Below are 20,261 nucleotides of genomic sequence, written 5' to 3'. Positions count from 1 at the left end.
CGCGCCGCAAAACGGTCACCAGCTTCCCGAAACAGCGCGGACTCAGCCCCGTGAACGGGGCTATCCAAGACGGCTCCGACGCCGTGATCACACCAGCCACACCAAGATCATCTCACCTGTGACCAGCAGTTACGGGACAACCCTTAGTGCTCTGACCGCATAGGTTCACCGGGTTGGGGCCCGTGCGCTTGCTAGTGCTGTGAGTCCCCTCCAGGGGTGTGACTGGAACTTCACCGCACGGGCCCCTGGCAGAATCCCCCCGTGATTCAGAAGAAGCTCGACGCGCTCGCGCAGATGATGGACGAGTACCGGGCCATGCCGTTCCCGAACGGGTTCCGCGGCCTGGACGTTGAGGACCAGGACATGGTCATGCTCGACGCGGACACCGCTGGCTACGTCTATCGCGTCCTCGACGGCCCCCTCCCCGAACCGTCCCGAGGAGGCTTGATCAGGTTGGTGGGGGTGTTCGAGAGGGTTCTTCCGGCGATCAGCGACGCGTACGCGAGCAAGTTCTACACTCAGGCACGCGACGTGGCCGCGCAGGCTGCCGAGATCGAAGCCATGCGCGACAAGTAGTCCTCTTACGGAAGACGTTCGCCAGGCTGGCGGTCCCCCCGGCTGTCCCCCTTGGCCAAGTCAACCCCACGCCGCGATCCGGGCACAGGCCACTCTTTGCGGTGATTATCGCCCGGCCCCGGTATGCACGGTATACGCCCTGGCTATCACCTACCGCGTGAACGTGAACGCAACGCGCTGTGCCTCACCACAGCACAGGAAGGGGGTCTCCTTGGCTTCTCACCGGCTTCCGCGTCTCCTCGCAGGCACCCTCGCTGTCCTGGCGCTGGGCGTGACCGCTCCCGCCGAGGCTTCCGGACAAGCCGCGGCAGCGCCCGCCTGCAAGGGGGCGTCCTGCAACGGCAAGAACCCCAACGCGACAGGCTGCGACAAGGACGCCGTCACCCCCGCAGGGGCGGTCGCCCGGTCGGACGGCGGTGGGCCGCCAGCTGTTCAGATGCGGTACTCGAAGAAGTGCAACGCCGTGTGGGCGCGCTTCGAATACGCTGCGAACTCCAACTTCAGGGGCAAGCTGGAAATCAGGAATCGCGACCCGTACGTGTTCAACGCGTCTCCGAACTATCCGGCCTACACCATGATGGTGAATGCCGGCCTCGCCACCCGCCCCTGCGTGGAGCACTACGATGGCGTCGGCGGCAGTTGGGCGTGCACGAAGGAGTGGTACTAGTTCCCGCCATGACACCGTCGTCTCCCGCTGAGCCATGCCGTAGGCGGCGTCCGCGGTCACCCACCGGAACGGAATCCGGTCCGCGATGGCCCGGCGGAGGATGCTTCGGCCCCTCAGCCTCCCGCCGGACAAGGGCCCGCAGATCAGGCGGTCCACATACCGACAGCTCCATCCCGGCAAGTTCACGCTGGCCAACGTACAGGGGCGTTTCAAAGTCCAGGTGATCTTGGAATTTGGCGGCGCTCAGCGGGGCGGCGGCTGCAGAGCGCAGAGATGCCCGCCGCCCACCTGCCGGCCGAGATGCTTGCGGATGTCGGACCATCGCCCAGCTGCGGGTTTCTGACGAGGTGGCCCGTGTCTTATCGGCGCTGGCGGCCCTGGAAGGCAACCGCAGACAGGTCAGCAGCCAGTTCGACCGCCTGGTAGCCGTAGGTATCTGCCGCGTCGACCCGCAGCATGAGGCAGAACCGATCGACCGATGCGACCGTCTTCGACAGACGCCGGTAGTCGCGCTTGAGGAGGTACACAGCCGCCTGGTTCGCGATCGACGACTGCCCCATGATGACCAGGACCGGCTGTGTGGACTGCGGAGGGGTGAACTTCGCGACCAGAGCATGGTCCCTCCGCCCCTGCTCGTGCAGGAACCGCTGCTCTCCGACCGTGAAGTCACCAACCGGGTTGACCTTCACACCCGGCAGGTGCGAGGCCACGTACTCGACGTTGCGCTGGTTCGACCCCAGTCCGCCGACGCTGAGCTCGGTGCGATCGCCGTTGAGTTCACGCGCGTTAGGGGCTGTCCGGCGGATCATCTCGGGGCGGTGCAGGCACGCCCGGTACGGCTGAGTTGTCGTGGGCCGCAGCAGTCACGCGAACGACGGCCACCGGTCGGCGGCCCACTCCCGCCAGTCGACCCACCCGGGCGGCGGGCCGTCGCCCCTGCGGCCCTCCAGCTCCGCCGCGTCGGGCTCCTCAAAATGCGCGCGGCCGTGCAGGACGTCGGCCTCGGACATCGGCAACGTCTCCTCGGGGGTGGTCGCCCAGCGGTGAGCGATATGGGCGCGTTGGGTCTCCTCGTCCACCGGCAGGTAGACCATGCGGAAGCACGCCCCCTCGGCCTCCACCAGCCAGCGGATCGCAGACCGTTCGTCCCGTGACCAGCAGCCGTAGTCCACGACGACGTCGGTGCCCAGTCTGACCGTCTCCAGGGCGAGCCAGAGCATGCGCCCCTCCAGCACATCTCGCTTCCCGTCCGCCTCCGCCTCGCCGAACAGGGGAATCATCCAGTCGTCGGGCGTCAGACGCAGCGCGCCGTGCTCTGCGGCGAGCTGCCGAGCCCGTGTGGTCTTTCCGGCCCCTGGCAGGCCGACCATCAGGAACAACGTGGTCACTCCCAGTTCGTGGCAGGGAAGCCAATCAGGCAGCCAGCGTTTTATCCGCCCGATCACGGGCTGAGCCACAGGCGGAGGGACGCCACGGTGACAGTGCCGAGGAAGACGTAGGCGCGCTTGCCGTAGCGCGTAGCCACGGCGCGGAAGTGCTTGAGCTGGTCGCTGGTCACGCCAGCGGTGACGCCGGTGTCGAGTAGCGGAGCCAGAGCTGCCATCCCCGCGTCGTGGCGAGGCAGTCGCAGGTGACGAGACGAGCGAACGGCTGCTCCTGAGGCCGACCGCTGGTGCGGCCCGCATTGTCCCCGGCGCGACCGAACCGCCCCGGGAGGCCGGTCAGCCCAGCGGCGGGCTGTACCGGTCGATGCCGTCGAGAATCCTCTGGTCCAGTTCCAGGGCGGCGGTGATGTCCTTGCGCGTGAACCGCGTCGGGTCCTTGGCGTAGATCTCCCGCCCCCGCTCGGAGGTGAACCGTTCCTCCGGGATCCGGTCGGCGCCCTCCGGCAGGAACTTGGCGACTTCTTCCAGCGCCGCCGTCCCGTACGCGGCGGTGGGGCGGATCTCGCGGTGCTCGGCGCGCGGGGTGTTCAGCAGCCGCAGCCCGGACTCGGTCGACAACCGGTCGCTGACCCACATGAACTCACCCGGGTCGATGATCTGCGAGGGCTCCGGACCGCCGAAGGCCGGGGGCGCGGGGGGCCATCCGTCGGGCATCGTGAACTCGTACGAGCGCGTGCGGCCGCACTGCGGGCAGGTGCCCTCGTACACACTGACCAGGAGCCCCTCCCGGTCCTCCAACCGGTGCTGCCGATCGAATTGCGTAGCGCCGCAGACACAGACGTGCAGGTCCATGTAGAGGTGCGCTTCCTGCGCCGAACGAGCGATCAACATTTCATGATCATATCCGTATCAGCACGCCGGACGGGGGAGAACAGTGGAGCTGCGTACCGGCGGGGGACAGCTGCTCGGCGAGGCCGAGGCCGTCCTGCCGAGGATGCTGCGGGATCTGTACGCCGAGCAGCTGAGCGGCACCACCATCGCCGAGGAGGACGGCCGGCGCTTCTTCCAGCTGAGCGACTCCGCCGACCGGTGGATCGAGCTGCGCCTGGACACGGCCGCACTGCCGCGGCCGCTGGTGGCACGCACCTTCACGAACACGACGACCGACCGGTACGTCGTCCAACTCGCCGACACCCTGCTGCCGGCGCAGGCCGGCCAGGTACTGGCCCGCGAAGTGGGCGAGCTGCTCGGCGTCAGGGAGCGCGCCGCGGCCGGGGGCCGGGCACCACTGGAGAACCTCCTGGCGCCCAGCGCCGCGCTGCCCGCGCATCCCGAGCTCTCCGACGCGGACCTGGGCCGGGTGGGCGAGTTGAACTACCTGGCGAACAGGATGAACGACGCGGACCTCGCCGCCCCTGAGCGTCAGGAGGCCCGCGACCGGTTCTCAGCCCTCATCGACGAGTCGGGCCTGAGGCCGGTGGCACCAGCCGAGGACGTGCAGGAACACGCGGACGAGCAGTACGCGGCCGACGTGCGCCTGGACATCGTGCGTCAGCGTCTGCGGGCCGGGACGCGTGACGCGGTGGCGGAGCTTGCCCTACCCGCCGAGCGCCTGGCTCACGCCGACGCGTCGGCGCTGGCCGACGCGCGGGCGGCTCGTGCAGCCCGCGCGCAGGCTCCCCAGGCCGCCATGGGCGAGTTCCCCATGCCGGGGCTGCGGCCGGACGGGACGCCCGTGGCACGCGAGGAGCTGAGCCGGAGCGCCGCCGAGGCCGCACGGCAGCGCACCGAGCTCAGCAGCCGGACGCTGGCCTCGCTGCGGGAACAGCAGGCCGGTCTGCCCGAGGGCCGGTACCCGCAGTTCCCGGTCATGATCGGCGGCGGCGCCGCGCTCGCCGGGCGTGACCCGGACGCACTGCTGATCGACGCGCGCGGACGCTGGCACGTGGACCCCATCAGGGCGATCGTCCAGTCCGCAGACCAGGTCAGGCACCTGCGTCAGAGCGGCATGGGCGATCCGTACCAGTTCGCCGATCCGCAGGAACGGGTGCCGCTTCCCGCGCTCCAGTTGTGCGAAGACACGGCCGCGGCGCGCGGCCCCCCCGTCGACGGTCGCGCGCAGCTGAGCATCGGCACGGAGGGCCGTCTGATCGCCGAGATCACCCCGGCCGACGGCTCTGCCCCCGTCAAGGTCGAGGTGCAGGGATCCCGGCTGATCGCCACCGGCATCCCGCCCGAGATCGTCCCCGGCGCCAACCGCCAGGTGCCGACCGTACGGGAGGCGACCGACGTCCTCGCGGAGTCCCTTTCCGCCGTGGGCACGCCCGAGGCGACCGCTGCCCGCGACCAGCTCCGGGCACTGCCCGAGGGTGAGGGCCGGGCCGCGGCGGCCCTGGGCGCGGTGGCCCACCCTCAGGTGTCCGAGGCCCTGCGGGAGGCGGGGGACGAACGCGTCGCGGGTGCGGCCGAGACCCTCCGGGCGACGGCGGCTTGGGAGCAGGCACGTGCCCTCGCGCCCGGCCGGGTCCTCATGGGTGACGAGGTCGGGGACGGCGACTACGACCCCCTCGTCGCCAACGACTGGGTCATCGCCGGGGTCGGCGGCGCCGCCATCGCGAACGCGTAGATCATCCTGGAGGCCAACCCGGACGCCCGGGTGTCCATGGTCGGCAAGGACGCGCCGTTCGTGCTGCACAACGACGCCCAGTACACGGCGCTGCGCCGCAAGCACGACGCCGAATGGGGCGGCGACGGCCGACTCGTGACGTACAACGGACGCTACCTCGGCGCGGTCGGCACGGCGGCCCCCGCCGAGGAGGGTGGCGGTGTCCGCCTCGCGGCCCTCGACAGTGCCGGCCATCCGATCGGCGTCGAGGCAGACGCCTACCTTGCGTGCCTGGGCCGTGTCTCCCGCCTCCCCGTCGCCCTCGACCCCGTGGAATCCGAAGTACGGTCGTCGGGCGGCCAGGTACGGGGGAGCTGCTCTTCGACGAGGACCGCCAGTACCTCGGCTACCGCCTGGAGTTCGAGACGGGCGAGCGGCGGCACTCGGTCGACGTGACCGGCGCCGCCTCCCGCATGCTTCCCGGCAACGTCTTCAGCCGCGACGACATGGCCCACCTCGCCGTGATCGACGCCAAGACGGCGCCGCCGGAGAGCGGCAACGTCGCCTCCGGATTCATGGCCACGGCCCTTCAGGGTTCCCACCTCGCCCGGCATTGGGCGGCGCAGCCCCGCCCGGACGGCCCGGTGGCGGTGCCTTCGGCCGCGCCTCCCTCCGCACCTTCCTCCGCGTACGCCACGCCCAAGGACGCCGTACGTGCGGCCGAGGACGTCACCCGCTCCTTCCGGACGTGGATCGAGAGCGACATGGGCCGTGAGCTGCAAGGCTCCGATCACCCGCGGATCCGGGCCTTCCGAGAGGCCTGGCAGCAGCTGCCCCCGCACGACCTGCCCAACGGCCCCGGTACCGCGGCCACCCGCTACGGCGCGGTCGCCGAGCGCGCCCAGGCAGCCGTGGCCGCGGCCGTCCCGGCGGGGCGCTTCCCACCCGAGGACGTCAGGGCCCTGCACACCGTGGCGCAGGCGGCCGGGACCCATTCCGTACGGCTCTCGGCGACCCAGCCTGGGACCGCCGCCGGCCAGCGGGTAGCTGCCGGCCCTCAGGCCGCGGCCGGCGCCGCGGGTGGCCACTTCCCCGCCGGCCGCTCCCCGCTCCCCGCGCCTGGCGACCTGAGCGACGCCGGGCCGCCGGACGGGCGTCCGCGTCAGAGCGGGGCGTTGAGCTCGGCTTCGTGGCGGCCGAGTTCGGCGGCCGCCGGGTGGACGGCCGGGGCGGTGGTCGTGTCGGAGTGCGCCAGGTGGCTCTCGAAGGCCTCGGCGTTCCCGGCGGGCGCCGGGACGAGGGGCGGAGGGTCCTGGTGGCTGCCCGTCGCGCAGGCGGCGAGCTGCAGGCGGGGCACGAAGGCGTGCAGGGTGTTGATCCAGTCCGCTTCGGCGAGTTCGCGTCCGGAAGTCTGCTCCCCCGCGTACGTGCGGGTCCATCCCGCGTAGAGAGCGGTGAGGTGCTCGACGACCGCGGAGTGGCGGTACCAGCAGTGGGTGATCTTGTTGTGGAGTTCGAAGGCGGTGCGCAGCCAGTCGACCCAGACGGCGAGTTCCCGCAGGCGCGTCCGGCGTTCTGCGGGCTCCATCGCCGACCACACCCAGCGCTGAGGCTCGGGTCCGTGGGCGGCGCCGGGCGGCGGCGCCCACAGGTCGGCGGGATTCAGCGGGTCCGGCACGTCGGCCTCCTGAAGGCGGGGTCGGGGGCGAGGTGGGTCATGGGCGCACTACTTCTTGCCGGAGCCGGCCTTGGGAGCCGCGAGGAGCTTCCTGAGGTCCTTGTCGCGGAAGGTGAGCCGCATCTTCACCTTGACCGGCGGCAGGTTGGTGTACTGCGCGATGGCGGTGAAGTCGGGGAGCTGCTGGAGGGAGTGGACGGGCGCGAGGTCCGTCTCGGTGGCCTGGGTGCTGGTGGAGTGCTCGCCCCCGCGCGAGCGGCTGTGGCTGGTCTTCATGACCTCGGTGCGCCCGTAGAGGCCGGAGAAGTAGCGCAGGGTCTCCAGGTCGCCGCAGCCGGGCAGCAGCATGCGCAGGCCGCTCGCGGACAGGACGGTGTTGGCCTTCTGGGTGCCCAGGGATTCGCGGAGCTGGGAGAGGTCGTGCCAGACGGTGAGGAGGACGATGCCCATGCCCCGGCCGGTGGTGAGGATGTTGGGCAGCCTCGGGTAGCGGAGCATGTTGCCGGCCTCGTCGACGAGGATGCCGACGCTCGGGTCGATCGGCTTGCCGGTGGAGTTGTAGCGGGCCTCCGCGGCGTGGATCGCCCCGGCGATCAGGGAACTGATGAGCGGGGCGAAACGGTCCGCGTCGGCCTCGGAGGCGATGACGCAGATGGTGCCGTTCCCGTCGAGCCATTCCTCGAAGGTGAAGTCGGAACGGGAGCAGGTCTCGCGGACCTCCTCGTCGGCGAAGACGCGGGCCAGGACGTTGAGGCTGAACTGGATGGAGCCGACGCCGTCCTCGTGCAGGCGCAGCCAGGGTGAGGCGTAGTCGTCGGCGACGTCGTCGAAACCGTGCGAGAGGAGGACGGCCCGGACGTGGTCGACGGCGTCCTTGCCGAGGGAGATCCAGCGGCGCATGTCGGAGATGCCTCCGCCGGAGAGCTGGGCGGCCAGGAGGACGCTCTTGGCCTGGTCAACCCAGGCAGCGGCGCGCTTGTCGCCGCCGGAGGCGGAAGCCTCGGCCAGCCAGGCGGCCATCCGATCGGCGGCCTTGGCGTCGGTGCAGTAGGCGACCGGCGACCAGTGGTCGCCCGCGCGGCCGGGGATCCCTGCCGGGGCGATGGCCCAGACCGGGCCGATCGCCTGTCGGCGGGCGCGGATGACGTCGAGGTCGGCTGCCTTGGTGGTGGTGACGACCAGGGGACCGGCCCATTCGGCGGCGTTCGGCAGGACCAGGCCGGTCGTCTTCGAGGATCCGGGTACGCCGAACACGGTTGCCGAGATGTTCGGCTGGGCGGCGACGATCCGCTTGGTGAGCAGGCTACGGCCGGCGGTGACCCGGTTGACGCGGCGGGCGGGGTCGTCGCCCGCGGACATCTTCCGCTCGGTCTTCGCACCGCCCCACTGGGCGCCCGCGCCGCGCCGCCGGGAAGACAGGAGGGCGCCGGCCTTGATGAAGGCCACGCCCACGGCCAGGACCATCGTGGCGGTGAGGGCGTAGAACAGCCAGGACGGCGGGGCGGGCCGGAAGACCGAGCCGGGCCCCTCGGAGAAGGCCTGCACCACGGTCACGGGCACTCCGGAGGTACGGTGCGCCCAGCCGTTGCCGGACAGCAGGGAGGCGAGCGGCCCGGCCACCAGGACGGCGCCGCTGACGGTGACGAGGAGGCCGGCGCCGTAGGCGGCCAGGAGGGTGTTGTCGTCGACTCCGGCGCCTACGGGCGCCTTGTTGCCTTCGGACACGTCAGATCACCATCCGCTCGTCGGTCTCGAAGAGGTGCTGTTCGGTGCGGGACAGGGCGAGCTGCACGGCGTGGGAGCCGCCGCCCCGGCCCACCTTCACGCGCTCGGCGTCCTGGCGCCGCGCGACCATCTCGGCGCGGCGCTCGTCCTCGCTCTCGTCCCGGCCCGTCTTGGCCCTGAGCTTGCGGGCCGCGTTCCTCTTGGTGGTCTCCCGGGCGAGCTCGCTGCGCGCCCGGCGGGGGCCAGCGGCTCGTAGACGAGGGACAGGCTCCGGCGGGCGTTGGCCCGGGGGCGCAGCAGCGGCTGGAGGAACGTCGCGTAGACCTGCGACTGGGGCCAGCCGCGGACCTGGTAGGAGACCGTCCAGGCGCCGTCGTGCTGGTAGACGCCCATGCCGGTCTCCGCATACGCGGGTCCGGCCAGTTCGACGTCGACGCCGGTCCAGTCGGGGGCGGCGGCCGCGGCCTTGCGGGTGGCCAGCATGACCTGGGCGTCGGGGACGTAGGCGGTACGGAGGGTCTGGGCGACCCCGCGCGGGTCCAGCCACTCCTCCACTTGGAGGCTGGCACTGGACAGGGCCTGTCTCATGGCGTGCAGTTCGCGTACGAGAACGGCGGCCGCGCCGACCTGTCCGCCGCCCGCGCCCTTGATGGCGAGGCGGGACCGGGAGGCGGAGAGCGTCACCGACAGGTACGTCTCGCGGGCGGAGGCCGAGGGGCCGGCGCCTTCCATCACCTCGGTGAGGGCCTTGACGGCGGCGGGGCGGCCGCGGCGGTGCTGCGGGTGGGGCCCCGCGCAAGGTGGCGATGTGCGCGCGGACCATGCCGTAGGTGACCGGGGCGTGCTCGGCGATCAGCTCGTCGTGGAGTCGGGTGACGCTGGTGCATCCCTCGGCGAAGCGTCGTTCCAGGTAGGTCTTGTAGGGGTCCAGTCTGCTGGGCCGGGGCCGGTTCTCGCGGATGGTGTCCTGCCAGCGTGCGGCGTTCGCGTATCGGAGCACGGTGTTGAGGCCCCAGCCCAGGTGCCGGGCGATCGCCCGGCGTGAGTGGCCCTGGGAGAGCATCTCGTGGACCAGGGCATGTGCGGCCTTCTTTCGCGCGGCCCGCCGGCCGGCGGGCTCCGCGTCGTCTTGCGATCGCCCTGAAGTCGGTAGGGTGGCCTCCGGCAGCGTGCCGCTGGGCGCCGGGGTGCGCAGGCAGTCGCGGTGGGCGGCGACGCAGGTCTCAACGGCTCGGCCGAGGCCCTGCCACAGATGGAACCGGTCGGCGACCTGCAAAGCGTCGGGGGCACCGCGCCGGGCGCCCTCGGCGTAGGCACCCGCCCGGTCCCGGCAGATGATCTCCACGCCGGGATGGCGGTCCAGCCAGGCGGCCAGCGGCCCGGCTTCACGGGTCGGGAGCACGTCGACCACCCGGTGGTCTTCGACGCTGGTCGAGACGGTGGAGTAGGTCTGTCCGCGGCGGATCGCGAAGTCGTCCACGCCCAGCACTCGCGGCGTGCTGAACCGTGGATCAGGCAGTGCCATGACCCTGCGTAACAAGGTCATCCGTCCAACATCGAAGCCCAGCTGGGCCGCCAGCCGAGCGCCGGCCCGCCCCGCCAAGGCGAGCCCCACCCGTTCCAGGGCGCGGTTCAGCCGCGTGGTGAACCGCGCGTACGGCGCGGCCAGCCGGGAGAACGGCTCGGCGAACGTCCGGYGCGGACAGTCCGCCGACCCACAGATGAAACGCCTGACCGTCAGCCGGATCACAAAGCCCTGCTCAGCCAGCGGAAGGTCCTTCAGCCTGCGCTGGTATCGGTCGTGGACCCGGTCCGCGAAGCGGCCGCAGTCCGGACATGCCGCCGCGGCCGTGCGGCCTCTCGCCACCACCTCGACCGTGCCGAACGCGGCCGTAACCGCCTCGACATCCACCTCGTCGATCCCGTCGAACACCAGCGAGTCCCAGAACGGTGCGTCGGTCTGCATGACCAGCACCATCACGGTCAACACCCGGCCAGAGCAGCGAGCGGAATGCACCTGAGGGAGCGTCACTTCCGGCGGTCAGGCGACAAGGCGTACGCCGTCTCGCGCGAGCCAGTCACTCGCAATCGAACAACGATGTCACGCTCCGCGACGGCTCCCCAAGATCTGTGCCAGAACATCGTTCTCACCTATGCAGCCAACGGGCCCGCCTTCTACGCCAGCAAGGACGCGACGATCTTCGACGGAGCCAAGATCCGGCTCCAGATCATGCAGTCCGGGCAGGGCACCGATCCCGTCGTTGCCGAGCGCGACTTCGAGATCAAAGCCCGGCTGGAAGAGGCGACGTCCGGCGGGGACCGTGACGGGAACTACCGCACGCCGACGATCAGCCACCGGGCCGGGAGCGGCGCGTACGGGAACGGGGTTCTCTATCTCGACTGGCACAAGGACGGCCGCGGCTACCAAGGTCACGACTACAAGGGCTCACCGACCGTCTGACGATCCCAGTGGCCGGCTCCACAACGATGAAGGCGGTCACCCAGGACTTCGGGTGACCGCCTTCATCGTCAGCGTGCCGGTGGCTGCCAGAGGTATCGGACATCCGGCTCGCGCTCGTCGTTGCGCATCCCGTCCGTCCGCTCGACCGCGATGAAGCCGTGCCGCTCGTAGAACCGGCGCGCTGACGTGTTCACCTGGAACGTCCACAACGTCAGCCCGCCCGGCTGCTGCTCCTTGGCCAGGGACAAGAACCGGTCCCCGAGCCCCCGCCCGCGCCACGCGGGGTCGAGGTAGAGCTGCTTCAGCTCCTCCCCGTTGAGCACCATGAGCCCCACCACGTTGCCGTCGGTGACCGCGACCCAGGTCTCATACCGGGGCACGAGCACGCGTGCGAACCAGTTGTGTACGTCGGCTTCGTCGTGCGCGCAGCGCACGGTCGGCAGCGCGGCGGCGAAGGAACGCAGCCACACGTCTGCCGCGGCGCGGGCGTCGGTACCGGTGGCGCGGCGGAGAACAACGTCGTTGCTGGACATCGTGCGSTACCTCCGGCGATCCAGGGGGATGGTGACGTGGTGGAGAGCTGTCGCTCAGGCCGCGGTGCTACTTGCCGGGGCGTCCGAGCTGGTGGACGGTCCAGCCGGCCGTGCGCCAGGGCTCGGGGTCCAGGGTGGTGCGGCAGTCGACGAGCAAAGGGACAGCCGCGCGGCCGGCCAGGTCCTGGGGGTCCGCCTGGCCGTATTCGGGCCATTCGGTGGCCAGGACGACGAGGTCGGCTCCGTCGACGGATGCGGACAGGTCGTCTGTGTAGTCCAGTTCCGGGTTGCGGGTCATGGCGGTGGCCACGGCCTGCGGGTCGTGAACGGTGACGGTGGCGCCGGCCTGCTGGAGGGCGTGGGCGAGCGCGAGCGCGGGGCTCTCCCTGACATCGTTGGTGCCGGGCTTGAACGCGGCGCCCCACACGGTGATCTTGGCGTTCTTGGCGGAGCGGTCGCCGAGGGCGCCACGGATGAGGTCCATGGCGACATCGGTGCGGGACTCGTTGATCTCTTCGGCGGCGCGCAGGAGGGTAGCTGCCCGGTTGGCGCCGAGCTGGCGGGCGGAGGCGGTGAAGGCGCGGACGTCCTTGGGCAGGCAGCCGCCGCCGTAGCCGATGCCGGGTCGCATGCCGCCGCTGCCGATGCGGGGGTCGATGCCGAGGATGTCGACGATCTGGGAGATGTCGCCGCCCGCCGCGTCGCACATGTCAGCGACGGCGTTGATGTAGCTGATCTTCAGGCCGAGGAAGGTGTTCGCGGCGCCCTTGGCGAGTTCGGCGGTCTGCGGGTCCGTGATGAAGATGGGGACCCCGGCGTCCAGGATCGGGGCGTAGACGGTGCGGATCGCCTTCTCGGCTTCGACGGTGGTGAGGCCGGCGATGAGCCGGTCGGGGCGCAGCGTGTCTTCGACCGCGTGTCCCTCGCGGAGGAACTCGGGGTTCCAGACCACCTCCACCGCGGTGCCGGCGGGGGCGAGGCGCTGGGCGAGGGCGGTGACCTGGACGGTGGTGCCGACGGTCACCGTGCTCTTGCCGACGATCGTGCACGGCCGGGTCAGGTGTGGGGCGAGCTGGCGGATCGCCCCGAAGACCTGCCCGGTGTCGTAGGAGCGGCCGTCGGCGTCGATCGGGGTGCCGACGCCGATGAAGTGCAGCTCGGCGAAGTCGGCCGCCTCGCGGATGTCGGTGGTGAACCGCAGGCGTCCGCTCGCGGTGTGGGCGGCGAGCAGCTCGGGGAGGCCGGTCTCGTAGATGGGGCACTGGCCGGAGTTGAGCCGGCCGACCTTGGCCTGGTCGACGTCCACCCCGATGACCTCGTGACCCAGTTCGGCCATCGCTGCTGCGTGCGGGATGCCGAGGTGTCCGCAGCCGATTACTGAAATACGCATTCCTTGACTCTCATCCTGGGAGGGGCACCGCGTGGCGGGGCCGGGGAATGAGCCCAGAGGCTAGCGCTGTTCCCCGGCCCCGCATTTCACGCGCTGGTCAGGTTGGGGTTCAGCAGCCGCTCCAGCTCGCCGATCGCGACGGCGGCGGTCTGCCGTACGACAGCGTCGCCGCTCTGCGGGGCCTCCAGCGGGTACTCGAACCAGGTGCCGTCCGGACGGGGGAATCCCTCGGGGTCGACGAGGAAGACCTTCAGGCCGGCCGCGCGGGCCCGCTTGGCAACCCACCGCCGGTCGGCGTGCAGCCCGATCACAACCAGGGCCTTCGCCTCGGGGTGGAAGGTGACCGGCGGGATCCGCTGGTCGTAGCGGCGCATGAACTGCTCCTCGAATCCGGCACGGGCGCCGAGTGCGTCGAAGTTGTTCGTGATGAACGGGCCGACCATGTGCCCGGCCTCCTCCATCCGCTTGAGCGCGTGCAGGGCCGGGGTGACCTCCGCGTCGAAGCAAGCCCGGTACATGTCCGACAGCTCGCCGACCTTGTCCTCGGTGTCGAGGAACATCTCCGCGAGCAGCGGATCCCTTCCCGGCGCGAGGACGAAGGTGAAGCCCTTGCGCAGCTGCTCGTCCTCGATCTCGTTGACGTGGTACATCTCGTGAAGCCGGTGCAGCGGCGGGATCCCGGCCTCGTAGGAGACGCCGCACCCGACCTCGACCTGGAACGGCAGGAAGTCGGTGAGCTGCGCCAGGTCGTCGGCGTAGACGGGCTTCCCGGGAGTGTCCTTGACCCGGACGCCGTGGGTCAGGACCTCCCACGGCCGGCGCCGGACCGCCCGGGGCGGGAAGCAGTTGACGGACGTGAAGACGGTGTCGATGACCTCGTGGTCCGCCGGGAGCCGACGGCCGGCCCGCAGGTCCTCCGGGTGCTCTTCGACGCGGATCAGGTGGACGCGCAGGTCCCCGAGCTCGAACCGGCCCGCCGCGACCTGCTTCCAGCCGCCCTCGGACAGCATCGCGTGGTTCTGCTCCCACGCCTCCTCAATCTCGGCCCGCGGGGCGGCCACCGAGTGGTACAGGTACATCTGCGTCATCGCGAGCGACGGCGCCGCGGTGGTGTCCACGAGCCCGTACTGGTGCCAGTAGTGGACGATGCGGCGTCGCGCGTCGCCCTCGCCGGTCCAGCCGGAGTTGGCGGCGGTCTCCTCCTGCTGGGTGCGCCGCCAGATGCCTTCCTCCTCGAAGCGGGGCCGGTCGGCGCTCACCCCGTAGAAGTCGTGCCACTTGCGGAGCTGGTCCTCGTCGAGCTGGTCGATGACCGTGACGGGAAACTGCATGACGTGTCCTCGGTTTCTGCTTGGAGACGGTCCGCCGCCCACGGCAGGGGAGCGGCGGGACGGATCAGCTGAGGGAGGCGACCGCGTCGGTCAGCGCGGCGGCCAGGAAGTCGATGTCCTCGTCGCTGGAGTTCAGCGGGGGAGCGACGACCAGGCCCTCGCTACGCGGGTCACCTGCTCCGGTGAACGGGTAGAAGAAGACGCCGCGCCGCTCGCACTCCTCCATCAGCGGCCAGAGCAGGCCGGACACGACCTCCACCCCGTACAGGTGGCCGGCGCCCCGGACTTCGCGCACCGCCGCCCGACCGGTCAGGGACCGTAGCGACGCTCCGAGACGCTCTCCGCGAGCGGTGAAGGCGCCGAAGTCCATCGACTCCAGCTCGTCCAGGACGCCGAGACAGGCCGCCGCCATGAGCGGATGGGTGGCCATGGTGCCCATCGCGGGCAGCGGGTCCACGTCCTCGTGCCGCAGCAGCGGCGCGATCTCCGGCGACACCAGCACCGCGCCCACGCCGACGTAGCCGGCGCCCAGGCCTTTGGACAGGATGACCAGGTCGGGCTCGCACCCGTCCCAGTGGTGACTCGCCAGCGGTGTACCGGTGCGCCACAGCCCGGTCAGGACCTCGTCGTGGATGACCAGGACGCCCCGTTCCCGGCAGATCTCCGACACCCGCCGCAGGTATCCGTCCGGGGGCACGAAGGCGCCGCCCGTGGTCCCGTTGACGGGCTCGATCAGGACCGCTGCGACGTTCTGTGAGCCCCTGCTGTCGATCGCGAGCGCCACCTCGTCGGCGCATGAGGCGTCACATCCGTGCCCGTCGTGGGCGTGGCCGTGCGTCGGCGGGTAGGGCGCCGGGAAGGCGGGGCCGAGGCCGTAGCGGTCTTCGGGGCGAGGGTTGCGGATCTGGTTTCCCGCGACCCTGAGGGTGAACACGCTGTTGCCGTGGTAGCTCAGGCTGGACGTCAGGATGTCCCGGCGCGCCTTCTTGTCGCGGACCCGCACGATGTTCCTCGCCAGGCCCACCGCGACCTCGACGCCGAGCGTCCCGCACGTGGTCAGCGCGACGGAGTCCTCCGGCCGGCCCACCGCTTGGCACAGGCGGTCCATCAGTTCCATCTGGATGTGGGGCTGGACGACGGCGGCCCCGCCGAACGAGTAGCGGGAGAACTGCTTCTCGATGCGGGAAAAGACCGCCGGACTGCCCTGCCCGACGTTCACGCAGAGCAGTCCGCTCGATCCGTCGAACATCGGGCGGCCGTCGGTGAGGTGCAGCCAGGGCCCGTTCGAGCCCACGGCTTCGAAGTCCGGCAGGGGCCTGGACGACGTCAGCAGACGTTCGCGATGCTGCAAGTACCGATCCACGGAGAAGTCCCTTCTTGGGTGTACTCACTGGGTGGGGAGTGCGCGGTGCTGGTGGACCGCGGCAACTCCAAGACCACCGCACCAGAACGCGGTACAACAGTCCGTAGCCGCAGGGCTGCAAGGAGTTTGCATCTCGTGCAAAGACGGACGGCCGCGTGCGAGCCCCACCTCTGAGGGGCCACTACACCGGGACGGGGTTATGGATGCAGTTCGAAAGCCACAGGTGACACCTGCGGCGACACCCGGCGAGGTAGTCCGCAGAACACGCAGAACCCAGGGAATGACCCTGGCCGAGCTCGGGTCGCTGACCGGCTACTCGGCCGCCCAGGTATCCCGGTTAGAACGCGGAAAGTCCGCCATGACGGATGTCTCCGTGCTCCAGAGGTTCGCCCGCGCGCTCGACATCCCACCGCAGGCCCTCGGCCTCGCACCGGCCCCGGACGCAGATCCGGACTCGCTCAGTCAGCGAACCGGCCCGTACCCCAGCCGCCCGGCCCCTACTCTGGGAAGCCCAGGGCACGAGGACGGAGAGGACCCGGTGCGCACGCGAAGGCAATTGCTCGCGAACCTGGCGGTCACCGCGGCGGCCGCCATGGGAGCACCCGTCGCCGGCGCCGCCCCGGCCAAGACCGAAGAGGCACAGCTCGGCGAGACGCTCACCGCCGGGCTGCGCGACGCGATGCTGGGGCTGGACCGCACAGCCCCCGACACGCCCGCGGACCTACTCGCGGCAGAACTGCACCGCGCCACGGCCGACTTCAACAACTGCTCGTGCTCCAGCCTCGCCCTACGGCTCCCCCGCCTGATCTCCGCCGGACACCGGTCCACCGGGAGCGGCGACAACTTCCCCGTGCTGGCGCAGGCCTACCTCCTGGCAACCCGCATCCTCATCAAGCTCGACGAGCCGCAACTCGGCTGGATGGCCGCCGACCGCGCCCGGCAGTTCGCCGCCGCCGGCGGGGCGCCCGTGGCGGTCGCGGAGGCGGCCCGCCAGCAGGCCGTCCTCGCCCGCAAGGCCGGCTGGCACGACCAGGCCCTGACCCTCGCCCTGAACGCCGCCGACGACCCGGCCCTGCGCGAACTCGGCAACGCCGGAACCGCCGAGCGAGGCCTGCTGATCCAGTGCGCCGCCTACACCGTCGCCCACCAACGCGACCAAGCCGGAATGCGCGAGCTGACCAGCGAGGCCACCGCCATTGCCAAGACCCTGGGCTCCGTCACCCACCTCCGGGACACCAACGGCGGGTTCAGCTGGGCCACCGTCCAGCTCCACCTGATCTCGGCGGAGAACACCGCCGGAGACCCTTCGGCCGCCATCGCCGCAGCCGATGCCCTCGCTCCCCAGGCGCTCCCGACCACGGAGCGGCGCGCGCTCTACTTCACCGACCGCGCGAAGGCCTTCGCGCAATGGGGCCGACGAGACGAATGCATCCGCGCCCTCCTCCAAGCCGAGTACTGGGCCCCGCAGGAAACCCACGCCCGCCCAGCCGTGAAATCCCTCGTCTCCGGCCTGCTGCTCTCCGGACGCACCACACCCGAACTCCGAGGCATCGCCGCCCGCACCGGCGTTCTGCACAGCTAGGACTTGTCCATGGACAGCTGACAGAGGCCCCCGGCCGCTGCCGGTGAGGCGGCGTACGAGGGCCTGGGGGTGGAGGAGTACGGGGCGGCCGCCTACTCGGCGAAGGCGTTCTTGATCTTCTGCGCCTGGGCGAGGTGCCTGCTGTCGACGGCCAGGAGCGCATCCCGGAGCCGGCCGGGGTCAATGAAGTGCTGCGGGTCGTCGTCGTGGGGACCGCTGAGCCAGGCGGCAGCGTAGGTTCCGTAGCGGCCGGCGGGAACCAGCAGGTCGGATCCCCGGCCGAGTACCCGCACACCCTGAAGCAGTCCGAGCGCGGCGCCGGTTTCGCCGCCTGACCCAAACCCAGTTCGGCGCGCTGATGGGCAAGAGCAAACGCTGGGTTCAGGATCTCGAAGCCGGCTCGCGTCAGGCAGATCCCCGCCTGTCCGTCCTCGAAGCGGCCGCCCGCGTTCTCGCCGTCCCTCTCGCCGTACTCCTCGCCGGAACCCCCGATGATCACGCTCACGCTGACGAGATGGATGCGATCAGGGCCGTCCTGCACCGCCACGACATCGTCACCGGAGCCCCAGTCACCCCCGCTGACCCCATCGACGTGGAGACCCTGCGCCGACCCGTCCACCACGCCTGGCGCCTGTTCCAGTCAAGTGCCGCCTTCACCAGCCTTGGTGGCCGCATGCCAGGACTCCTGACCGATGCCACCCAAGCCGCCGCGCTCCACCAGGGCGACGACCAGCTCGCCGCGTACCGCGCCCTCTCCATGACCCTCCAGCTCACCGAAGCCTTCGCGATCAAAGCCGGAGCCCCCGACATCGCCTCCCTCGCCGGCCACCGCGCGGTCATCGCCGCCGAGCGCTCCGGCGATCCCGTCATCCAGGCCTCCGCAGCCCGCCATCTCGCTGACGCACTCACTGCCGACGGGCACCCCCACGCGGCAGCAGCCTTCGCCCAGACAGCCGCCACCCGCCTCACCAATGAGCTCACCGCCCGCGGCCCAGCCGGACTGTCCACCCTCGGCATGCTCTACCTCAAAGCCGCCATCGCCCAGGCCGCCGCGGCTGCCCTCACCGACCACCGCGCCACCGCCGCCGCCCGCCAGGTTCCCGGCCTGCTGGACCAGGCCGACGCACACGCCCACCAGCTTCCCCGCGATGCCGACGGCAACGCCCTGTTCACTGCCTTCAGCCCCACCAACGTTGCCCTCTACCGCCTTGCCACCCACGTCAAGCTGTACGAAGGCGCCGCCGGAGCCGCCGTCGCCCAGACCATCACCGCCGACGAGCGCGCGGCCCTGCCCCGAGAACGCCGCGCCCACCTCTTGACCGACCTCGCCCACGCCTACACCCAGGCCGGACAGCGGGAGAAGGCCGTCGACACCCTGCTGGATGCCGAGCGCGAAGCCCCCGAAGAAGTCCTCGGCCGCCCCCGTACGCACCAACTCGTCGAAGACCTCCGCCTCCTGGGCGCCGGGACCGCCGAGGGCCGCTTGCGCGCACTCGCCGGGCGCTGTGGACTACCCGCGTGACCCAGACCCTGTACGTGATCTCCTGCGCGGCCCCGCCCGCCCGCCGCATCACCACTGGCATCAAGGCCGCCCAGGCCCGCGGGTGGGACGTCCCCCTCGTCCTGACCCCCGCCGCCCACCGCTGGTCCATCGAAGAAGCCGACGGCGACAGCGAACTCGACGCCTGGCGGCAGCTGACCGGGCACCGGTACGCCACACCTACAAACTGCCCTCCCAGAGCGACGTCCTGCCCGACCCCGCCGCACTCCTCGTTGCCCCCACAACGCTGAACACCACCACCAAATGGGCGGCCGGCCACGCCGATACCCTCGCTCTCGGCCTCATCACCGAGGCCCTCGGCATCCCCGAACGCCCCGTCGTTGCCCTCCCCTACATCAACGCCGCCCAGGCCCAGCACCCCGCCCTCGCCCCCGCGATCGCAACCCTGCGCAGCGCCGGAGTCCACTACCTGCTCGACGACGGCAACGGGCCCGGCTTCCGCCCTCACCAGCCAAAACAGGGCAACGTCGACGACACATGTGCGTGGTGCGGGTTGGAGATCCCGGCCGAACGTGGGCGCCGGTACTGCCCTCGGCCGCGTTCGTGCAGGCAGGCGGCCTATCGGGACCGGCAGCGGGCAGCCGCCGCGGTACGGGCCGGGGTTGCCCTGCTCCAGATCGGCTGGGAGATCCGCGGCCGGTGCGAGGCCCTGGAGCAGGCTCTGACCGAGGCGATCGACGGCCGGGCTGCAGCACAGCACCGCTGCCGCCGATTTCGCGCACCTGGCCAGGGAGCCGGTCCGCGTTGCGGTCATCGCGGACCGGGCAGCAGGTACGACCTGGGAAGACATCGGCCGCCCCCACAACCTCACCGCTGACGCCGCACGGGCCCGGTGGGGTCACCTCCGCCTCACATGGCCACCTGAATGGCCCGCCTCATGATCGCCGGGTTCCCAATCAGACACTCACCTACGTAGCCAGCCGCTCACGTGTCAGAACGGAACCGGCACGGCCGGGGCCGGGAGGGGCGCCGGCGAGCAGACCCGCCGGAGTCGACCTGCCCGTATGGCTCCGCCGCCAGCGCACCGCCCACCAACGCGGCACCCTCCCGCCAGACCGTGCCGCTGCGCTCAATGAACTCGGCATTGACTGGACTCCCGGCCGCGGCGTCGCCGACGTACGGATCGATCAGGCCTGGCAGGCCCGCTTCGACGACGCCCGCCAGTACCAGGCCGCACACGGCCACCTTCGCCCGCCCGTCGGCACGAACGTCAACGGCAAGCGCCTCGACGCCTGGCTCAGCGTCCAACGCGCCCGCAACCGCGAAGGCAGCCTTACCCCCCAGCAGATCGCCGCCCTCGACGAGCTGGGCATCCACTGGTGAGGAACGGCGCGGGGTGACGTGCCCGGGTTTAGTGGCTGTTGCCTTTCCGGACTTGAGGACCGCGTTCTCGCTGGTCAGGCA

18 protein-coding genes and 4 pseudogenes are annotated in these 20,261 nt (G+C 71.0%); 8 read left to right on the top strand and 14 right to left on the bottom strand.

The genetic code is table 11. The annotated features are described in order from the left end of the window. Positions 1-100, bottom strand: a pseudogene (locus AB4039_RS36385) (IS5/IS1182 family transposase); the annotation flags it as partial. Positions 101-261: 161 nt separating this feature from the next. Between AB4039_RS36385 and AB4039_RS36380 the strand changes: the two are divergent. Together AB4039_RS36380 and AB4039_RS36375 are read left to right on the top strand one after the other, a co-directional pair. After that, positions 262-576, top strand: a complete 315-nt coding sequence (locus AB4039_RS36380) for a hypothetical protein (protein WP_442272773.1) — start codon at positions 262-264, stop codon at positions 574-576. 157 nt (positions 577-733) lie between these two features. Then, entirely contained in the window at positions 734-1,243 is a 510-nt protein-coding gene (locus tag AB4039_RS36375; protein WP_442272772.1) for a DUF2690 domain-containing protein, read from the top strand. Positions 1,244-1,602: 359 nt separating this feature from the next. Here the strand turns inward: AB4039_RS36375 and AB4039_RS36370 are convergent, their stop codons facing one another. The 4 genes and pseudogenes from AB4039_RS36370 to AB4039_RS36355 all read right to left on the bottom strand — a co-directional run bounded on the left by AB4039_RS36370 (position 1,603) and on the right by AB4039_RS36355 (position 3,519). Continuing rightward, positions 1,603-2,052, bottom strand: a complete 450-nt coding sequence (locus AB4039_RS36370; RefSeq protein ID WP_442272771.1) for a hypothetical protein — start codon at positions 2,050-2,052, stop codon at positions 1,603-1,605. A gap of 54 nt (positions 2,053-2,106) precedes the next feature. After that, positions 2,107-2,631, bottom strand: coding sequence for an AAA family ATPase (locus tag AB4039_RS36365; RefSeq protein ID WP_442272770.1), 525 nt, complete (start codon positions 2,629-2,631; stop codon positions 2,107-2,109). 53 nt (positions 2,632-2,684) lie between these two features. Then, positions 2,685-2,798: pseudogene (locus AB4039_RS36360) on the bottom strand (IS5/IS1182 family transposase); the annotation flags it as partial. 166 nt (positions 2,799-2,964) lie between these two features. Then, entirely contained in the window at positions 2,965-3,519 is a 555-nt protein-coding gene (locus tag AB4039_RS36355) for a hypothetical protein (RefSeq protein ID WP_442272769.1), read from the bottom strand. A gap of 43 nt (positions 3,520-3,562) precedes the next feature. Here AB4039_RS36355 and AB4039_RS36350 point away from each other — a divergent pair, with 43 nt between their 5' ends. After that, positions 3,563-5,254, top strand: coding sequence for a hypothetical protein (locus tag AB4039_RS36350; RefSeq protein ID WP_442272768.1), 1,692 nt, complete (start codon positions 3,563-3,565; stop codon positions 5,252-5,254). Positions 5,255-5,284: 30 nt separating this feature from the next. Then, positions 5,285-5,689, top strand: a complete 405-nt coding sequence (locus AB4039_RS36345; protein ID WP_442272767.1) for a hypothetical protein — start codon at positions 5,285-5,287, stop codon at positions 5,687-5,689. Between the two features lie 706 nt (positions 5,690-6,395). Here the strand turns inward: AB4039_RS36345 and AB4039_RS36340 are convergent. The 4 genes and pseudogenes from AB4039_RS36340 to AB4039_RS36325 form a co-directional block, all read right to left on the bottom strand. After that, positions 6,396-6,911: a hypothetical protein gene (locus AB4039_RS36340; RefSeq protein WP_442272766.1), complete on the bottom strand. Its 516-nt coding sequence runs from the start codon at positions 6,909-6,911 to the stop codon at positions 6,396-6,398. A gap of 48 nt (positions 6,912-6,959) precedes the next feature. After that, a complete protein-coding gene (locus AB4039_RS36335; RefSeq protein WP_442272765.1) occupies positions 6,960-8,636 on the bottom strand; it encodes a type IV secretory system conjugative DNA transfer family protein in 1,677 nt (558 codons plus the stop codon). A gap of 1 nt (position 8,637) precedes the next feature. Then, positions 8,638-9,395, bottom strand: a pseudogene (locus AB4039_RS36330) (SCO6880 family protein); the annotation flags it as partial. Positions 9,396-9,882: 487 nt separating this feature from the next. Next, positions 9,883-10,602 (bottom strand): annotated as a pseudogene (locus AB4039_RS36325) (ISL3 family transposase); the annotation flags it as partial. A gap of 132 nt (positions 10,603-10,734) precedes the next feature. Between AB4039_RS36325 and AB4039_RS36320 the strand changes: the two are divergent. Further along, the gene (locus AB4039_RS36320; RefSeq protein ID WP_442272764.1) at positions 10,735-11,097 is read left to right on the top strand and encodes a hypothetical protein; all 363 of its coding nucleotides are present in this window, start codon (positions 10,735-10,737) and stop codon (positions 11,095-11,097) included. A 68-nt stretch (positions 11,098-11,165) separates the two neighbouring features. On the opposite strand, the gene AB4039_RS36315 is transcribed toward AB4039_RS36320, so the two are convergent. The 4 genes from AB4039_RS36315 to AB4039_RS36300 form a co-directional block, all read right to left on the bottom strand. After that, positions 11,166-11,630 carry a GNAT family N-acetyltransferase gene (locus AB4039_RS36315; protein ID WP_266845625.1) on the bottom strand — a complete coding sequence of 155 codons (465 nt, stop codon included), beginning with the start codon at positions 11,628-11,630 and terminating at the stop codon, positions 11,166-11,168. 67 nt (positions 11,631-11,697) lie between these two features. Next, positions 11,698-13,020: a UDP-glucose dehydrogenase family protein gene (locus AB4039_RS36310; RefSeq protein WP_266845627.1), complete on the bottom strand. Its 1,323-nt coding sequence runs from the start codon at positions 13,018-13,020 to the stop codon at positions 11,698-11,700. Positions 13,021-13,106: 86 nt separating this feature from the next. After that, complete coding sequence (locus tag AB4039_RS36305) at positions 13,107-14,351, bottom strand: hypothetical protein (RefSeq protein ID WP_266845628.1); 1,245 nt, start codon at positions 14,349-14,351, stop codon at positions 13,107-13,109. A gap of 64 nt (positions 14,352-14,415) precedes the next feature. Beyond that, positions 14,416-15,702, bottom strand: coding sequence for an aminotransferase class III-fold pyridoxal phosphate-dependent enzyme (locus tag AB4039_RS36300; protein WP_442272763.1), 1,287 nt, complete (start codon positions 15,700-15,702; stop codon positions 14,416-14,418). A 211-nt stretch (positions 15,703-15,913) separates the two neighbouring features. Between AB4039_RS36300 and AB4039_RS36295 the strand changes: the two genes are divergently transcribed. Further along, entirely contained in the window at positions 15,914-17,296 is a 1,383-nt protein-coding gene (locus tag AB4039_RS36295; RefSeq protein ID WP_442272762.1) for a helix-turn-helix domain-containing protein, read from the top strand. A 92-nt stretch (positions 17,297-17,388) separates the two neighbouring features. Here AB4039_RS36295 and AB4039_RS36290 read toward each other — a convergent pair whose 3' ends face one another. Continuing rightward, positions 17,389-17,589 carry a hypothetical protein gene (locus tag AB4039_RS36290; RefSeq protein ID WP_266845633.1) on the bottom strand — a complete coding sequence of 67 codons (201 nt, stop codon included), beginning with the start codon at positions 17,587-17,589 and terminating at the stop codon, positions 17,389-17,391. Here AB4039_RS36290 and AB4039_RS36285 point away from each other — a divergent pair. Both AB4039_RS36285 and AB4039_RS36280 read left to right on the top strand, forming a co-directional pair. Continuing rightward, positions 17,568-18,818, top strand: coding sequence for a helix-turn-helix domain-containing protein (locus tag AB4039_RS36285; RefSeq protein WP_442272774.1), 1,251 nt, complete (start codon positions 17,568-17,570; stop codon positions 18,816-18,818). The genes AB4039_RS36290 and AB4039_RS36285 overlap by 22 nt on opposite strands. Before the next feature lie 282 nt (positions 18,819-19,100). Continuing rightward, positions 19,101-20,180: a helicase associated domain-containing protein gene (locus AB4039_RS36280; RefSeq protein ID WP_442272761.1), complete on the top strand. Its 1,080-nt coding sequence runs from the start codon at positions 19,101-19,103 to the stop codon at positions 20,178-20,180. Positions 20,181-20,261 lie beyond the last annotated feature (81 nt).

The sequence above is a fragment of the Streptomyces sp. M-16 genome (assembly GCF_052114405.1).
Taxonomy (GTDB): domain Bacteria; phylum Actinomycetota; class Actinomycetes; order Streptomycetales; family Streptomycetaceae; genus Streptomyces.
This window is presented reverse-complemented; position numbering and strand designations above follow the sequence as displayed.